15 protein-coding genes are annotated in these 16,294 nt (G+C 43.1%); 11 read left to right on the top strand and 4 right to left on the bottom strand.

The genetic code is table 11. The features are described 5' to 3' along the window. Positions 1-75: 75 nt before the first annotated feature. Positions 76-1,278, bottom strand: a complete 1,203-nt coding sequence (locus NSQ72_RS14785) for a DUF418 domain-containing protein (protein ID WP_341084412.1) — start codon at positions 1,276-1,278, stop codon at positions 76-78. A 250-nt stretch (positions 1,279-1,528) separates the two neighbouring features. Between NSQ72_RS14785 and NSQ72_RS14780 the strand changes: the two genes are divergently transcribed. The 8 genes from NSQ72_RS14780 to NSQ72_RS14745 all read left to right on the top strand — a co-directional run bounded on the left by NSQ72_RS14780 (position 1,529) and on the right by NSQ72_RS14745 (position 9,104). Next, entirely contained in the window at positions 1,529-2,230 is a 702-nt protein-coding gene (locus NSQ72_RS14780; RefSeq protein ID WP_341084411.1) for a response regulator transcription factor, read from the top strand. After that, positions 2,211-3,524 (top strand): HAMP domain-containing sensor histidine kinase, encoded by a 1,314-nt coding sequence (locus NSQ72_RS14775; protein ID WP_341084409.1) that lies wholly within the window; start codon positions 2,211-2,213, stop codon positions 3,522-3,524. Before NSQ72_RS14780 ends, NSQ72_RS14775 begins: the two co-directional genes overlap by 20 nt. Positions 3,525-3,561: 37 nt before the next feature. Further along, positions 3,562-3,990, top strand: a complete 429-nt coding sequence (psiE, locus tag NSQ72_RS14770) for a phosphate-starvation-inducible protein PsiE (protein ID WP_039181241.1) — start codon at positions 3,562-3,564, stop codon at positions 3,988-3,990. Positions 3,991-4,214: 224 nt separating this feature from the next. Then, the gene (locus NSQ72_RS14765; RefSeq protein ID WP_341084407.1) at positions 4,215-5,123 is read left to right on the top strand and encodes an alpha/beta hydrolase; all 909 of its coding nucleotides are present in this window, start codon (positions 4,215-4,217) and stop codon (positions 5,121-5,123) included. Between the two features lie 139 nt (positions 5,124-5,262). Next, the gene (locus NSQ72_RS14760) at positions 5,263-6,219 is read left to right on the top strand and encodes an ABC transporter substrate-binding protein (RefSeq protein ID WP_039181238.1); all 957 of its coding nucleotides are present in this window, start codon (positions 5,263-5,265) and stop codon (positions 6,217-6,219) included. Between the two features lie 73 nt (positions 6,220-6,292). After that, positions 6,293-7,309 (top strand): FecCD family ABC transporter permease, encoded by a 1,017-nt coding sequence (locus NSQ72_RS14755; RefSeq protein WP_064498075.1) that lies wholly within the window; start codon positions 6,293-6,295, stop codon positions 7,307-7,309. Further along, the gene (locus NSQ72_RS14750; RefSeq protein WP_039181233.1) at positions 7,302-8,339 is read left to right on the top strand and encodes a FecCD family ABC transporter permease; all 1,038 of its coding nucleotides are present in this window, start codon (positions 7,302-7,304) and stop codon (positions 8,337-8,339) included. Before NSQ72_RS14755 ends, NSQ72_RS14750 begins: the two co-directional genes overlap by 8 nt. A 21-nt stretch (positions 8,340-8,360) precedes the next feature. Next, complete coding sequence (locus NSQ72_RS14745; RefSeq protein WP_341084403.1) at positions 8,361-9,104, top strand: IucA/IucC family C-terminal-domain containing protein; 744 nt, start codon at positions 8,361-8,363, stop codon at positions 9,102-9,104. A gap of 12 nt (positions 9,105-9,116) precedes the next feature. Here the strand turns inward: NSQ72_RS14745 and NSQ72_RS14740 are convergent, their stop codons facing one another. Beyond that, the gene (locus NSQ72_RS14740; protein ID WP_341084401.1) at positions 9,117-9,995 is read right to left on the bottom strand and encodes an endonuclease I family protein; all 879 of its coding nucleotides are present in this window, start codon (positions 9,993-9,995) and stop codon (positions 9,117-9,119) included. A gap of 171 nt (positions 9,996-10,166) precedes the next feature. Between NSQ72_RS14740 and NSQ72_RS14735 the strand changes: the two genes are divergently transcribed. The 3 genes from NSQ72_RS14735 (at position 10,167) to NSQ72_RS14725 (ending at position 13,776) form a co-directional block, all read left to right on the top strand. Continuing rightward, positions 10,167-11,402: a pyridoxal-phosphate-dependent aminotransferase family protein gene (locus NSQ72_RS14735; RefSeq protein WP_268465215.1), complete on the top strand. Its 1,236-nt coding sequence runs from the start codon at positions 10,167-10,169 to the stop codon at positions 11,400-11,402. Positions 11,403-11,558: 156 nt separating this feature from the next. Next, entirely contained in the window at positions 11,559-12,761 is a 1,203-nt protein-coding gene (locus NSQ72_RS14730; RefSeq protein WP_341084400.1) for an MFS transporter, read from the top strand. Between the two features lie 286 nt (positions 12,762-13,047). After that, complete coding sequence (locus NSQ72_RS14725; protein ID WP_039181218.1) at positions 13,048-13,776, top strand: NPP1 family protein; 729 nt, start codon at positions 13,048-13,050, stop codon at positions 13,774-13,776. Positions 13,777-13,840: 64 nt separating this feature from the next. Here NSQ72_RS14725 and NSQ72_RS14720 read toward each other — a convergent pair whose 3' ends face one another. Both NSQ72_RS14720 and NSQ72_RS14715 read right to left on the bottom strand, forming a co-directional pair. Then, positions 13,841-14,998 (bottom strand): oxalate decarboxylase family bicupin, encoded by a 1,158-nt coding sequence (locus NSQ72_RS14720; RefSeq protein WP_341084399.1) that lies wholly within the window; start codon positions 14,996-14,998, stop codon positions 13,841-13,843. Positions 14,999-15,062: 64 nt separating this feature from the next. Continuing rightward, positions 15,063-16,232: a PucR family transcriptional regulator gene (locus tag NSQ72_RS14715; protein WP_064498080.1), complete on the bottom strand. Its 1,170-nt coding sequence runs from the start codon at positions 16,230-16,232 to the stop codon at positions 15,063-15,065. Positions 16,233-16,294: the final 62 nt, after the last annotated feature.

Here is a 16,294-nt window from a genome sequence, read left to right as displayed (position 1 = left end):
AAACTAATATACTACAGAAAAGGCGAACCATTAAAGTTCGCCTTTTCTCACTCTTTTTAACTACTATGATGTCAGTTACTTCGCCACATGCATCGTGCTTGTTTTCGATTTATCATCGACCTTCCCATACGTCAGCTGACGCCAAATAAACTCCATCGGGCCATATTTAAACCGCTTTAACCATAGCGTACTGAAGAGCACTAGGAAGACATAAACCCCCAGCCCAATCATAAACGTGCCAGCTGGCTGAAGATGATTGGCAAGTCCGGCTCCGTATCTCAGAAATAGCATTGTGCCAATGATGGAGTGAAGCAAATAACAGGTCAACGACATCCGTCCAACTTTGGTAAAGATCATCAAAGCACCTCGCAGCTGAGGAACGTGCAGAAACAGCATTGCAAGTGTACTCATATAGAACATACTGCCAGTTAATCCGCCGTTTTGTTCAAGGGCAGAGGCAATATTCATCCAGAGCGTATTTTCAAAAGGATTGACCGCTGTAATGATCGTACTGCCTTGTGTGATGAGAAACGCGATTGTACAAATGATCCAAATGCGATTCCAAATCGCTTTTTTCGCCTCCATGTTTTTGAAAAACTCCATTTTCACAAAATAAACACCAAGTAAAAACATGAAGAACATAGAATAGACGGTAGAAAAAGAACTGGAAGCCATTGTGACCATATCTGTCCACCGATCACCAATAGATGCTAAATAAGTCAGGCTGTTGTGGCTGGTCAGCTCGAAATCAGCAAAATCTTGCTTGCCTGATGCTGTGTTCATGGTATTGAACAGCATCGTGAAAATAGGTGTGAGCAATTGAATCACAAAGAGTGTGATCAGCCAGTATAGGATGATTTTGGCTGTTCGTTTGTAAAAGAAAAGCAATAAAAAGCCAGCGACTGCATAATAGGCCAAAATGTCACCAATCCAAACAAAGGTCAGATGCAGAAGGCCAAATCCTAAGAGAATGGTTAACCTGCGTGCAAACAGCTTGGTTGGGCTGTCCACCTTCTGAGCAGCTCGGTCCATAAAAATCATAAAACCAACCCCGAATAGAAAGGAAAACAGTGTAATGAATTTCCCCGAGGCAAACCAATTCACCACATTGTGAAAGACATCATTTGACTCCATGTCAAATCCCTTGGCCGAATCCACGATCAAAAAGTAATTGACTAGAATAATCCCCATTAAGGCGAATCCTCGTACGATGTCCAAGAAATGAACCCTTTCTCGCAGACTCATCGGTTGTCCGTGTGCTACTTTGTTTGCATTCATATCCGTGCCCCTTTTCTTGTTATGATAAATGTCATTCGGATCAATTCATTGATCCTTATTATGAATCAATATACGGCCCAATTCTTAACGATTTATGAAGATCCAATTTTTTGAAAATAAATGTGACAAATTGATGGCGTATGTTCAACTTCATAAACTGTTAAGGTTTATGCTGTATCTTTTCACATAGCTAGATGATATATAGTAAAGACATAAAAGAAAGAGCATCACATTTCATGAGGTGAGAGACATGACCCATCGAATATTAGTCGTAGAAGATGATCAGGATATTGGTGAACTTCTGCAGGAATCCCTTACACGTGCAGGATATGAGGTGCTAAGAGCGATGAATGGCGAGCAAGCATTGAAGCTTGTGGATGATTCGCTCGATTTGGTGATTTTAGATGTGATGATGCCAGGGCTCTCAGGCATCGAAACATGCCAGCACATAAGATCCTCATCTAACGTTCCGATTCTATTTCTGACAGCCAAGTCGAGTACATTCGATAAAACTGAAGGATTACTTGCCGGTGGGGATGATTATATGACAAAGCCCTTCTCAGAAGAGGAGCTTCATGCTAGAGTCATTGCACAATTACGCAGGTATACCGTCTATCAGGAAAAGAAAGAGCAGGAAGAGACTTTTCTAGTTGGGGGTAAGCTGAGGGTAAGTGAAGAATTTAATGAAGTATGGAAAGAAAACCAGCAAATTAAGCTGTCTGATCTAGAATATCGGATGTTAAAGCTGCTCATGAGCAGGCGAAACAAAATATTTTCTGCTCAAAATATTTATGAAAGCGTGTGGGGGCAGCCCTATTTCTATTGTTCCAATAATACGGTGATGGTGCATATTCGAAAGCTTCGTGCCAAAATTGAAGATGATCCTGCACGTCCTGAATATATCAAAACTGAATGGGGAAGAGGATATCGATTTGGCACATCCACATCGTAAATATACACTGGCCAAAAAGCTGGCACTGTTGATTTTGGCGGCTGCAATCGTAAGTGGTATTGTCTTTTTGACACTGCAAAAGATCACCAATGATTTGATCGATGGATATTTGAGTTCAGACGAGTATTACGAGCAGGAGTCAGCCAAGTATATACAAAAATTCAGCCGCTACGTGTCTGAGAATGAGCTGTCTTCAACGGATCGAAAAGCGTTTGGTGAGTGGGTGAAAAAAGAGAATTACATTAATTTGACCATTTTCAAGGATCAAGTGCTGCAATATGACTCTATTTATTCCGCTGCCGATGAATCGGCGTACGGAAAAGAAAGGATGACCCAGTACGCTAAGCATCATTCGTATCGGGTTCAGTTTAGCGACGGTAATGGCCGCGTCATGGTGGATGGTTTCTATTCATCTCGTTACCACGATCTTGCCTTTACACTCGAGCTGCTCGGGGCGACGCTTATATTTCTCCTCATAGTTCTTCTTGGCATTCGCAAAAGTCTGCGCTACCTGCAAACGATTCATCAAGAGATTCACATTCTTGAAGGCGGAGAGCTGGACTATGAGATGACGGTAAAAGGGCATGATGAATTAGCGATGATTGCCAAAAGTATTGAGGATCTGCGAAAAGCCTTTTTGGACAAGCTTCAAGCCATTGATGACCTGCAAGAAGAGAGCCGCAGCTTGGTCACCGAAATGTCCCATGATATGAGGACACCGCTGACGTCGTTGATGATGAATCTGGAGTTTGCGAAAAAAGAAGAGACTGGAGCGGATACCCAAAAAGATCAATATATAGCGAGTGCCTACGGGAAAGCACTGCAATTAAAAAATCTGTCTGACAATCTGTTTGCCTATTTTCTGCTGGATAAAGAACATGAATCTGAGCTTGAGACCGTTGCAGTCAAAGAGGTGATTTACGATCTCCTGTCAGATCAAGTGGCCATTCTGCATCAAGAGAACTTTAAGGTTCATCTTTTAGGAGAGCTGCCTGACAGCTATATCAATGTGAATGTCGAGCTGCTTGGCCGAGTATTTGATAATGTGATGTCCAATTTAAGGAAATACGCAGATCCTAAAAAGGATATCAACCTCACGTTTTTATCCGATCAAGAAATCTTTGAGATCCATATCAGCAATGCGATAAACGAGACAAATGACACGCAGGAAAGTACTGGACTTGGTGAACGAAGCATCAAACGAATGATGTCCCGCATGCACGGGCAGTTTGAAAGTATAGAAAGGAACGATGTTTACTACATCGTGCTGCGATTTTGGAACATCAAAATGTAGAAAACAAATGAATATACTGGAATGGAGAGACAACTCAATGAAACGATTCAACAACTTCCAAAAGATACCTGATCTCTTACAAGGCCTTCTCAATATCTGTCTGTTCTTTTTGGCCATCGCTTTAAGTGTTCTCTTAATCAGTGAAACATGGTACATTGTCCAATTTGTTTATAAGACACTGTTCAATAAAGGAGAAAGCTATTATGGAATGCTTGGGGAACTGCTGATCTTCTTTATGTACTTTGAGTTTATTGCCTTAATTATTAAATACTTTAAATCTAACTTTCATTTTCCGCTTCGCTATTTTATTTATATAGGGATCACAGCAGTCATCCGTTTAATTATCATTGATCATGAAGAGGCGGTATCGACCTTCTGGTGGGCGCTGGCCATTCTTGCTATGACCTGTGCACTCTTTATCGCGAGCAAAAGAGATGCTGCTCAAGAGCATGAGGAAGTGAAGTAAGGAAAGAAGACGAACGATGGACGTTCGTCTTTTGTTCATTCATAAAGAGATGTACAGTATGATGAAAGGCGTTTGACAAAGCACCGACTTCATTGACATGTTCTTATGGTATGCTTTAGAAAAAGTAAGGCCTTCCCTCTGCAAGATATGAATGAATAGGATGCAGAGGAGGATGACTAATTCGGTTTAGTCATTCTCATTTCTGGCTAAAGGAGCGAAATCAATTGACACACACCAAGACAGAAGCATTCTCGTTTACAAGTATGCAGCAGGCAGCCCCTGTACATATTCCAGAAAGACAATTCATTTCATCACATGATGGTACAAGCCTTGCGTATTATCCATTTTTATCAGAAAAGAACACGCAGGCCAATGTGATCTTGATTCATGGCGGTGGTGCTCATAGTTTGGCTGGTTATGAGCATATCGCTTACACACTGCAACATGATTTTCACGTAAATGTATTTTTACTTGATCTAAGAGGCCATGGCCATTCACAAGGAAAAAAAGGGGATACACCTAGTGTCACGGATGTATGGAAAGATATGTCGCAGGTTGTGGATGCCATTAAACAGGATCATAAAGGTGCCATCTACCTTTGTGGGCATTCTTCGGGAGCAGGCCTGCTGCTTAACTACTTGTCTTGGCCAAAAAAAAGAGAAGTGGACGGTTACTTTTTCATCGCACCTGAATTTGGCTATAAATCAGGTACTGCAAGGGCTGATCAAATTCCCTTTGCCACCGTTCAAGTATGGAAATTCATTCTGTCTGCGATGACAAAAGGGAGTCTGATGAGTCATTCTGAAGCGGTACGTTTTCATTATCCTGCATGGGCAGTTGAGCAGGATCCGCTTCTATTGACGGCTATCACCGTCAATCTATCTCTTGCCTTAACCCCATCTGCACCTAAAAAACAATTTGCGAAGGTGGATCGGCCGTATGGCATGTTTGTAGGCAGCAAGGATGAGCTGTATGACGTCGAGACATTTCTCGCCTATCATGAGCTGCCGAAGGAATCAATCAAAAAACAATCAGTCTATCAAGTGCTGGAAGGACATACCCATTTGTCGATTTTATTAGAAGCGGGAAAACAGATTGGCAGGACGATCCAAATGTGGAATCCTTCTATTTAGTATGAACAACTAGTCAATACTCTCCCATTTAATTAAAAATTTACATTGACACCATCCTTTTCTATGATAAAATCATAATGTGATAATGAGAATCGTTATCAAACGATATGACTACATATAGAATGGATAGGTGAGGTACATGTTCAAGAAATCTTTTTGGTCGCTATTAGTTGTGCTCTCCATCGTTTTACTTGCAGCTTGCGGCAGCAATAGCAGTGACGGCAAGTCAGGTAATAAAGAGAAAACAAGGACTGTTGAAAGCGCTATCGGTTCAACTGACAATATTAAGGATAAACCAAAGCGTATTGTGACGCTGTACCAAGGAGCAACGGATGCAGCAGTCGCTATGGGCATTAAACCAGTGGGTGTTGTAGAATCTTGGCTTGAAGCACCTACGTATAAATATTTAAGAGATGACTTAAAGGATGTTAAAATTGTTGGGCAGGAAACACAGCCAAACTTAGAGGAAATTGAAAAGCTTAAGCCTGATTTGATCATTGCATCAAAAATCCGCCACGAGCAAATTTTTGATCAGCTGCAAGAAATCGCTCCAACTGTTGCAACAGAAACAGTGTTCACCTTTAAAGATACAGTGAAGTTGATGGGTGAAGCGTTAAATCAGGAAGACAAATCAAAAGAATTGCTGACGAAGTGGGATGACCGCGTCGCTGACTTCAAAGAAAAAGCGAAAAAAGACATCAAAAACTGGCCAATGAGTGTGTCTGTGGTGAACTTCCGTGCAGACCATGCTAGAATCTATCAAACTGGTTTCGCAGGGTCGATTTTAACAGAGTTAGGCTTTAAAGGACCTAAGAATGTCAAAGATAAAAAGCAAGACATTATTACACTGACAGACAAAGAGAGCATTCCGCAAATGGATGCAGATGTGATCTATTACTTCATGGATGATCAAGATAAGGCGGTTGAGAAAGCATATAAAGAGTGGACGAGTCATCCTTTATGGAAGCAGCTTGACGCAGTGAAAGCGAAACAAGTGCATAAAGTAGATGAAATCACTTGGAACATGGGCGGCGGTATTATCGCTGCAAACATGATGCTTGATGATATTTATGATCGTCTAGGAATTGATAAATAAGTCATAACAGAGGAGAAAATGTGAACATACCATTTTCTCCTTTTTTCCATAACAGATTGAAAGCGGGAATCAGATGAGAAGTTTATTAAAAAAGGATTCAAGCAAGGCACTGCTTTTTGCTGGATTCATTTTGTTGATGTTGGTCTTTTTTATGCTCAGTATTTCCCTTGGGCAAACCTCAATTTCCCTCAAAGCCACCATCCATGCTTTTCTTCAATTTGATGAATCGGATCCAAACAGTGTCATTGTCATGACATCCAGATTATCAAGAGCTTTAATCGCAACGGTCGTTGGATCTAGCCTGGCGATTTCAGGTGCACTCATGCAGGCATTGACGAGAAATCCGCTTGCGGCGCCTGATTTATTAGGAATTAATGCAGGTGGACTCTTTTTTATCGTGATTTCGATTGTTTTCTTTTCAACAGAGTCGTTAACAAGCTATATGTGGACAGCCTTTCTAGGCGCAGCGATTGCAGGGATGCTCGTTTTTCTATTGGGTTCCATTGGAAGAGATGGATTGACGCCGGTCAAAATTGTCCTTGCAGGAGCGGCGATATCTGCACTGTTTGCGTCTTTTACACAAGGTCTTTTAATCGTGAATGAGCAGTCGATTCAAAGTATTTTGTTCTGGATGGCGGGTTCAGTGTCTGGAAGAAGCATTGATATGTTAATCCCTGTTTTGCCTTATATTTTAGGTGCGACGATTGTGGCGCTGCTTCTAGGACGTTCTATTAATGTTCTTTTGTCAGGAGATGATATTGCCAAAGGACTTGGCCAGCGTACACTGCTGCTGAAAATCACGATGGGTGTACTCGTCGTCTTTTTAGCAGGTGGTTCGGTCGCTGTTGCCGGTTCAATTGGTTTTGTTGGTTTTCTTGTGCCGCATATTGTGAAAAAGCTTGTCGGACCTGACCACCGCTGGGTACTGCCGTATTGTGCCGTTGTGGGGGCGTCGCTTTTACTTGCCGCGGATCTGGCGGCTCGTTTTCTGATCATGCCGCAGGAAGTGCCGATTGGTGTCATGACGGCGGTAGCAGGAGCGCCTCTATTTGTTTATCTCGTGCGCAAGGGGTTGAAGACAGGTGGCTAAAACATATACAGTGCGTTCTAAAGGCGGGCGCATTTCATTTCAATTTTCAAAGCGGACGTTTTTGATTTTACTTTTATTGACGGCCATTGCCTTTGGTTTATTTATTCTCAGTCTCAGTATGGGAAGCCGGTTCATTCAGCCGGTGGATGTGCTGCTTCATTTAATCGGTCAGGGAGAGGGCAATTCCTTTGTGTTAAATACGCTGAGGATTCCACGAACGCTGCTGGCTGTCTTAGTCGGAGCCTCCCTTGCGGTATCAGGGCTTATTTTGCAAGGATTGATTCGCAACCCGCTGGCCTCACCTGACATTATTGGGATTACGAGTGGTGCTTCGTTTGGTGCGATTATGTTCATCGTCTTTTGGATGGGCACTGTGCCTATTGCTTATCAATCCTTATGGGCGATTGCAGGTGCTTTTGCGGTATCGTGCCTGATCTATCTGCTGTCATGGAAAAAAGGGGTCAAACCGATCACACTTGTCCTAATGGGAATAGGAATTTCTGCCATTATGAAGGCATGTGTGACGTTTACGCTTGTTCTTAGTGATACGATGACAACGACAAAGTCATATATTTGGCTGACGGGCAGCTTATATGGTTCTACGATGAAAGACGTCACGGCGATGCTTCCTTGGGTGATGATTATTTTACCGATTGTCATGGTGTTAGCAAGAACGATGAATGTAAAAGAACTTGGAGATGATCTTGCAACAGGTCTCGGGGTAAAAGTGCAGGCGAAACGATTATTCTTTCTCCTGATGAGTGTGACATTGGCTGGTGTTGCAGTCGCATTTGCAGGCGGCATTGAATTTGTTGGACTCATGGCGCCGCACGTTGCACGGATGATCATTGGACGTTCATTCATAGCACTTGTCCCAGCATCTGCGCTTGTTGGAAGTATTCTTGTGATGCTGGCTGATCTTGTGGCTAGAACCGCATTTCTACCGTTAGATGTCCCAGCAGGTGTATTTACGGCAGCTATTGGTGCACCGTTCTTTATTTATTTGTTATATCAACAGCGCAATCGATAAATAGAAGATGGGGGTTTTGATATGAGGCCAGAGTGGGTTGAGAGAGAATTACTTGATTTCGGGGTACACATCACAAATGGACCAATGACATCTGATCGCACACTTGCTGCGCTTTTTTCAGAAGCAGCCGTCATACGTTTATTAGAAGCTGAAAAGGAAGCGATGCATGCACCCAATCTTGCGGTAGCAGCTTCTATGTTTTCAAAGCGGTATGCCTATTTAGCCGTCAGTTCCTCTTTATATTTGATGACGCTGTATGACGGTGTCTATCAGTTTTCACCAGCAGCATGTGCATTTAGAGAGGATCGGAAAATTGAAGTTGATGAGGCGGCGTGTTCATTTGTTCCACTAGAAGGAGATCGGCATGAATGGAGAGAGAAGGTTGTACGTGCGCTGTTTACGGAGTGTGTCACGCCTCTTTTAGACGTGCTGAACCGCACATCAAAACTCTCTTATCGTATTTTATGGGAAAATGTAGCCGTTCGAATCAACTCTCTTTATCGAAGCATGATGCGGGAAGCGGAAGAACCTGCGGTGAAGCAGCGCGTGCGGGAGGATTATCTGTATCTAAAGCAGGCGGCTGGGGATGTATTTAGAGCTCAGCAAAATCCATTTCAGCACAGTTTAAACCTAGACGACGGCTTACTTGAAACATCCAACCGGAAAACCTGCTGTATGTATTATAAGCTTGAGAAAAAATCAGAGAGTCTTGATTATTGTCTTGTTTGTCCTCTTGAACAAAAGAAAGGCACTGCTTGTTTATAGCAGTGCCTTTTTTTATTCCCAAATCTCACTTACCCATTCAGGATGATCAATAAAAGGATTGCGGTTGTGCTGATACGTTTGATATATGATCTCATTGCGGTTCCGTTCGATTTGATCGACTGGGTCCTGCTTGTGCCATTTGAGAAGCACAGACATTTTGCCGTGAAGAGGCGAGCTTCCATTATTCACTTTGTCGTTTAATTCTAAATCTGGAAAGCGGTCATCACCTTCGTAGCGAACCGCCATATAAAAGAGCATTCTCGCAACATCTCCTTTGACCCGGCTGTGAGGTTCGAAGGAGTCGCTATCGTAGAAATTGCCCGGCGCCCCTTTGTATTCATTACCGCCTGTATCAAAATCTAAATTTCCACGTGTGCTGTTCGTTTGCACATCTGTCGCACGAAGGTGGTGGAGATCTGTCCCAGGCCCCTGACTTGTCCCAAAATTGCCATGAGACTTTGCCCAGACATGCTCTCTGTTCCACTGGCCCACATTCCCGCCATTCGCTTGCTTTGAGCGGGAGGCACCACTATAAAGCAGCAGCACATTGTTTGGGTTATTGGGGTCTTCATCTGTTTTCTTTAATGCATCCCAAACCTGGCTGTAGGATAGCTGCGTATGATCATCAATGATATCGTGTAAAGCCTTTTTAAGAGCGGGTCCTGATTTGCCAGCAGCAGATTGGTAATAGGAATCGATTTGACTTGTGGCGGCAGTTTGCGTTTGTTGTGCAGATGTTTCGTTTTGAAGCTGTAACGGGGAAAAGGTGATCGTTTGACTAGGTTCATTCAGATTGAAACCTTGAGCGTTTGCAGCTGGAGGCAGCGGGGCGGCGAATGTGCCGAATATCATGATTCCGGCGGCCACAGTTCCAAATAAAGTTCTTTTCATTCGATTTCCTCCTTGATAGGGAATGTATTCTCTTTATTTCTATCATATTGTCATGAAGAAATAAATGGATTTCTCGTAAATTTTATGTAATGAGTTCGTAGGAAAAGAGATTGCTATTTTAGGAGCATTCCTGTATAAGTGGGCTTATAAGGATGGACAGCAAGGGAGAGGATGGATAACGTGAAAGAACTGCAAACACCTTCGAGAACGATAATGACACCGGGGCCCGTAGAAGTAGACCCGAGAGTGCTCCGTGTGATGAGCACCCCTATTCTCGGTCAATTTGATCCAGCATTTACACACATAATGAACGAAACAATGACCTTATTGCGGTCACTTTTTCAAACAGAAAACAAATGGGCTTATCCAATTGACGGTACGTCCCGTTCAGGGCTTGAAGCTGTGCTCGCCAGTGTGATTGAGCCGGGAGATTCGATGCTTGTGCCTGTCTTTGGACGCTTCGGTCACCTGCTCATTGAAATAGGGCAGCGCTACGGTGCTGAGGTACATACTATGGAATGTGAATGGGGGACGGTTTTTGATCCTGCCGACATCATCCAAGAAATAAAGCAGGTCAAGCCTAAAATCGTTGCCATGGTTCATGGTGAAACATCCACCGGACGGTTGCAGCCGCTCAAGCAAATCGGTGAAGCATGCCGGGTTCTTGATGCGCTGTTCATTGTAGACGCTGTGGCGACCATTGGCGGTGTCGAGGTAAAAGTGGACGAATGGGAAATTGATGCGGCGATTGGCGGCACGCAGAAATGTTTATCTGTTCCATCAGGCATGTCACCTATTACATATAATGACCGAGTCGCAGCTGTCATTGAATCGAGAAAGAAAGTAGAAAAAGGGATAGCGACACAGGATGAATTACAAAAACAGATCGATATTTCTCCAATCAAAAGCAATTATTTTGATTTAAGCCAGCTTCAGGATTATTGGAGCCCAAGACGATTAAATCATCATACAGAAGCGACAACGATGCTCTATGCACTGCGAGAAGGGGTTCGTCTTGTGCTGGAAGAAGGGCTGTCTGAACGTTTTCAAAGACACACGTATCATGAAAAAGCCTTGATGAAAGGTCTTGAAGCGATGGGGCTTGAATTGTTTGGTGATCCAGATTGTAAAATGCCGGTTGTGACCTGTGTTGTCATTCCAAAGGGTATTGACGGAGAAGCGGTCCGTTTCGACCTGCTTCATCATTTTGGAATTGAGATTGCAAGCTCCTTTGGACCGCTTGCCGGCCGTATATGGAGAATTGGGACAATGGGCTACAGCTGCCGAAAGGAAAATGTGCTGTTTGTGTTAGCAGGGCTGGAAGCGATTCTCATCAAACACGGTGCATCTATCCATTGCGGAGCAGGGCTTCAGGCGGCTCTTTCTATCTATGAACATGCTGAATAGATACATCATACTCGCCACTGGCGGGTATTTTTTTATTTGGAAAAGAACGCTAATTTTTGAAAAACTAGACTTATAGATAAGGTTATCGCTATACTGGAGAAGTTCTCATCCTTTTTGTCATCATTTTCATTTATTTTGCAGAAAGAGGTTTTTTGTATGAAGAAGATGGGCAGATTATACATTTTGATGCTCAATATTTTTATTGCCATGCTTGGTTTTGGCCTCATTGTACCTGTTATGCCGAGTTACATCGAAGCCTTTGGCGCAACAGGAAAAACACTCGGTTTTCTTGTCGCTGCAACAGGCCTCACACAATTTGCGTTATCGCCGATCGCCGGCGCACTGACCGATCGATTTGGACGAAGAAAATTGATCATTGCCGGGATTGCCGGCTTTACGATTGCTCAGTTTATTTTTGCTTTTGCTGATCAGCTTTGGATGCTGTTTGTGTCTCGGTTTTTAGGCGGTGCTGCCGGGGCTTTGCTCATGCCGGCCATGTTTGCATACATCGCTGATATCACAAGTGAAAAGGACCGAGGGAAAGGAATGGGTCTATTCAGTGCAGCGATGACACTAGGTTTTGTCATTGGGCCGGGCGTAGGCGGCTATTTGGCTGAGTACGGGATCGCATTTCCATTTCTCATTGCCGGTTCCTTTGCTGCCCTTTCTACTTTGTTATCCATCCTATTCTTACCTGAAACATTAACAAAGGAAAAGCAGGAAGAGGCGCGGCTCAACAAGGACATTCATTTCAATCCTTTTGTACAAATGATCGAGGCTCTAAAGACATCATACGGTTTTTTGTTTATATTGGCCTTTGTCCTCAATTTCGGGATCATTCACTTTGAATCGATTTTCGGCTTATATGTAGACCAAAAACACGGATTTTCACCGAAGGATATTGCCTTTGTGATTACGGTTGCGGGTCTCGCTGGGGTGCTTGTCCAAGGTGCGTTAGTGAATGCCTGTGTGAAACGATTTGGAGAGATGAGAGTCGTGCGTTATGCGCTGTTAGGTGCGGCTTTCATGCTGATCGCCTGCCGTTATGCGCCTTCCTTTTGGTTGATCTTTACAGGTTCGATTTTATTTTTATCGGCTACGTCATTTGTCAGACCAGCCCTCAATACATTGCTGTCCAAGATGGCAGGCAATCAGCAAGGGATAGCAGGCGGTCTCAATACATCCTTTATGAGCCTTGCCAATATCGTCGGACCGAGTCTTGCGGGAATATTATTTGATGTGAATATTGAGTTTCCTTTTATGTTTGGAACACTGGTGCTTTGCGTCAGCTTCGCTGCATCCATCGTGTGGGGGAAAAAGTGCAGCATGCTCATGCAGCGCAAGGAAGATTGTAGTTGATCTACAATCTTTTTTTATTGAATGAAATACATTTAGAAAAATTCCAATTAGAAATAGTATATGTTTTATATTTTATCTAAATGAATAGTATAGTTTATCAATATTTACACCTTTTACTGAGAAGAAATCCATAAATTTAGGTCTTTGAGATCAATAAAAACTTGTTAATAAAATACTAAAATATACATTTTGTGTAAAAAGTGATTGATTGGTTTTTTCCGCAATGGTAACATCAATCTCGACAGCATGAGGTAACTGAGATAATCAAGAGAAAAGGGGATAGAAAATGAAGAAGTTTATGTTTGCCATTATATTTTTTATCGTCACCATGTTTAGTACAGCAGTGCCATCAGCAGTTCATGCGGCAGAAATTGATCATGACAAGGTAGTTGGTTTTAGAGAAGTCAATCCAACAACTGTTACACAAAAAGCGGCGAAAAAATTTCAGCCTTATTTGAAAGTATGGCATGGATGTGTACCATTCCCAGCTGTAGATGCTGCTGGAAACACAAGTAGAGGGTTAAAAACGAGCGGTTCACATAATGGTGGATGCAGCAGTAATATCGGTCAAGTATATTCACGTTCAGATTGGTACAATGGCAGCTGGGCAATTATGTATGCTTGGTATTTCCCAAAAGATAATCCTTCACCAGGCTTCGGTCACCGTCATGACTGGGAATCCATTGTCGTTTGGATTGACAACCCAGCTGTAGCGAGCCCGCGTGTTCAATCGATAGCTTACTCAGGTCATGGGCAATATAAGAAAGCAGCACCGAGTGCCGCAAGTATTTTAGGAACAAATCCTTTGGTTGGTTATGATAGCAACTGGCCATTGAACCACGAGCTGGATGTAAGCGGCAATGTGAGCGGTAAAGGGATGCAGCCTTTAATTGGCTGGGATGATCTAACGCCGGCAGCAAGACATGCATTGAATACAACAGACTTTGGTAGTGCAAACGTACCTTTCAAAGATAGTAACTTTAAAAACAATTTAGCAAAAGCATGGTATCGATAAGGGTAGCCATGATAAAAAACCGATCATCTAAAAAATGATCGGTTTTTTTATCAATACAATCGCATCATCTCTCATATTTCACGACAGGTGATTTTTCTTTATGAAGCGCACGAATCATCGCATCATCTACGTGTAAATGCTCTTTCACTAATTGAGGCGGGATTAAGGCCATCCACTGATTCAACGAAATATCTGCAAACCGGTCACTTTTAAAAATTTCTAAAAACCAAAGGCTCGTTTGGCCGATATTTTGGATGTAATGCCCCATACCAAAAGGAACATATCCAACATCACCTGCTCTGTAATTAAAGGTGCGGGCAGTACCTCCTGCTCCAAAGACCGTCATTTTGGCCGTGCCGGTTAAATAGTATTGCCACTCATCATTATTAGGGTGCCAGTGCATTTCTCTCATGCCGCCAGGTTTTACTTCGACAAGTGCAGCCGCAATCGTTTTTGAAATCGGGAAATTCTGTGAGTCGACAATTCGGACGGTTCCGCCTGAGGTCGTTAGCGGCTTTTGACGAAGAAGCTGGTGCGTAAATGGCGGCTTAATGCTCCCGTATGGATCAGATACCATTTGGCTTTCTAAAGATGCCGGCGGTGAGCCTTGAAACATATAGCGCTGCTTATTCGGTATACGGTCAAACAATTTCTTAGGAACACCAAAATTGGCGGATAGAATCTCTTTCGGTGTATGGGCAAACCAGTCTGTGATCGTGAATGTATCAAATTCAGAAAAATCGCCATCATCAAATACAAGAAGGAACTCACATCCATCCTCAAGCCCTTGGATGGAGTGCGGGATACCAGGTGGAAAATACCACAAATCACCTTCTTCTATATCAGCGATCATATTTCGCCCTTCTTCATCTACAGATGTGATGCGGGCTTTGCCTAAAATCATATACGCCCATTCCGCCTGTTTATGCCAATGAAGCTCACGAACACCTCCGCGTGTGAGCCGCATGTTGACACCTGCAATCGTTGTTGAAACAGGCAGTTCCCGCTTCGTAATTTCCCTCGACCAGCCGCCGTGATTCAAATGCATGTGTGTATCAGAAAATGAAAATTTTAAATTAGGAATGGTTCCGGCATCGGTTTTAGGGGGAACGAGCATATCTGGGTTCTCTATATCTCGAAGGACATCACGCGGGCCTAAGTCGGTGGCACCCGCGCCATCCTTTCGAATGGGCTGCGGGATGTGACGGAGCTCATCATCCATTTGTCATCCCTCCTCGAGACTCATTTTTCTCTTCCAAACTATATGAAGCTTCGGAAGAAAAAATTCAATCAGGATGGGATGTGAGAAACCTTTGAATACGGAAGGCTAAGCGCAGCCGCAATGTTGCGTCAGGATCTTTTAAGCTGATTCGAAGCAATTCTTCACACTTCTCAAGGCGATAAATGACCGTGTTGCGATGAATAGACAATCGTTTGGCTGTTTCTGAAATGTGGCAATGGGTTTCTAAATAGACAGACAAGGTGTGAAGAAGACTTTGATCGACTTGTGATGGTTCAGATAACGGGTGTAGGTGCAGCTGGTGAAACGTGATCATATCCTTTCTTGGAATAAGCCTTAGTAAATCTGGTACATCCTTCGCCTGATAAAATTGAATATAATCAGTTCGCGATGAGAGATGTCCGGTTTGAAGAGCCTCTAATGCTTCATTGTAGCCCTCAGACAGATGGTGGATTAGGCAGGCGGTCAAACTCACCCCAAAAGAAATGGTGTAATTCAATTGCAGTTTAACAAGCAGCTGCAATTGTTTTAAAAAAGAGATGAGACTGCCGCTAACCTCCGGCCAACTGCCAGTCTCCTCCATCAATACAACACCCATATCACCTTTGACAAACAGAAAGGCAGGAAATGGGCAGGTTAGAAGTGCACTTTCGAGCAGATCAATCACATGATCTAAAACCATTTGCTGCTCCATAAAACATGTGGTATCACTACGCTGGTCAAGCTGACAGATCATACATAGATAGCGGCATTCGGCGCTTAATCCAAACGATTGAGCGAAATGTAAATGATCTTGCTGGGAAAACGATGCCCTCTCTATCCATCTGCGAAAACCTTCATTTCTAGCACGCTTGGCCGTTTGCAGGGCGGCATATTGTCTCATACGAGCAATCGACATTTCGTTCACTGCTTTTGCAAGCATCCCATGCAATGCTTTATTCTGCGGGTGAATGAAAGAAAGGATGACGAGGTAATCACATGTTTGTTCGTTTAAATCAATCGGGAAGATGGAAAAGGTTTGTTTAGCATGTATCATCGAAAAAGAATGAGTTGTCCTGCTTCGAAAAAAGGGGAGAATGTGCATCCATTCTGGGCTCGTCGTCATGGAGTTCGAGGTATACAGTATACGTCCATACTGGTTAAACAAATAGACAGGCTCGTGAATATTTCTGGCTATTTTTTGTAATATGTCAAACTGGTTATCGTCTATGTTCATATCCACTCAATCTCCTTTATTGGTGAAGATGAATAAAAAAATGGACAATCACTGTCAACATC

This window comes from Bacillus sp. FSL R5-0659, assembly GCF_038008785.1.
In the GTDB taxonomy this organism is placed as follows: Bacteria; Bacillota; Bacilli; order Bacillales; family Bacillaceae; genus Bacillus; species Bacillus safensis.
Note: the sequence above shows the minus strand (reverse complement) of the source record. Positions and strands in the feature narration are given on the sequence as shown.

Coding starts and splice junctions, on each gene's coding strand:
- NSQ72_RS14785 (WP_341084412.1), bottom strand. CDS start 1,278: ATGAATGCAAACAAAGTAGCACACGGACAACCGATGAGTCTGCGAGAA.
- NSQ72_RS14780 (WP_341084411.1), top strand. CDS start 1,529: ATGACCCATCGAATATTAGTCGTAGAAGATGATCAGGATATTGGTGAA.
- psiE (WP_039181241.1), top strand. CDS start 3,562: ATGAAACGATTCAACAACTTCCAAAAGATACCTGATCTCTTACAAGGC.
- NSQ72_RS14760 (WP_039181238.1), top strand. CDS start 5,263: ATGTTCAAGAAATCTTTTTGGTCGCTATTAGTTGTGCTCTCCATCGTT.
- NSQ72_RS14755 (WP_064498075.1), top strand. CDS start 6,293: ATGAGAAGTTTATTAAAAAAGGATTCAAGCAAGGCACTGCTTTTTGCT.
- NSQ72_RS14745 (WP_341084403.1), top strand. CDS start 8,361: ATGAGGCCAGAGTGGGTTGAGAGAGAATTACTTGATTTCGGGGTACAC.
- NSQ72_RS14740 (WP_341084401.1), bottom strand. CDS start 9,995: ATGAAAAGAACTTTATTTGGAACTGTGGCCGCCGGAATCATGATATTC.
- NSQ72_RS14735 (WP_268465215.1), top strand. CDS start 10,167: ATGGATAACGTGAAAGAACTGCAAACACCTTCGAGAACGATAATGACA.
- NSQ72_RS14730 (WP_341084400.1), top strand. CDS start 11,559: ATGAAGAAGATGGGCAGATTATACATTTTGATGCTCAATATTTTTATT.
- NSQ72_RS14725 (WP_039181218.1), top strand. CDS start 13,048: ATGAAGAAGTTTATGTTTGCCATTATATTTTTTATCGTCACCATGTTT.
- NSQ72_RS14720 (WP_341084399.1), bottom strand. CDS start 14,998: ATGGATGATGAGCTCCGTCACATCCCGCAGCCCATTCGAAAGGATGGC.
- NSQ72_RS14715 (WP_064498080.1), bottom strand. CDS start 16,232: ATGAACATAGACGATAACCAGTTTGACATATTACAAAAAATAGCCAGA.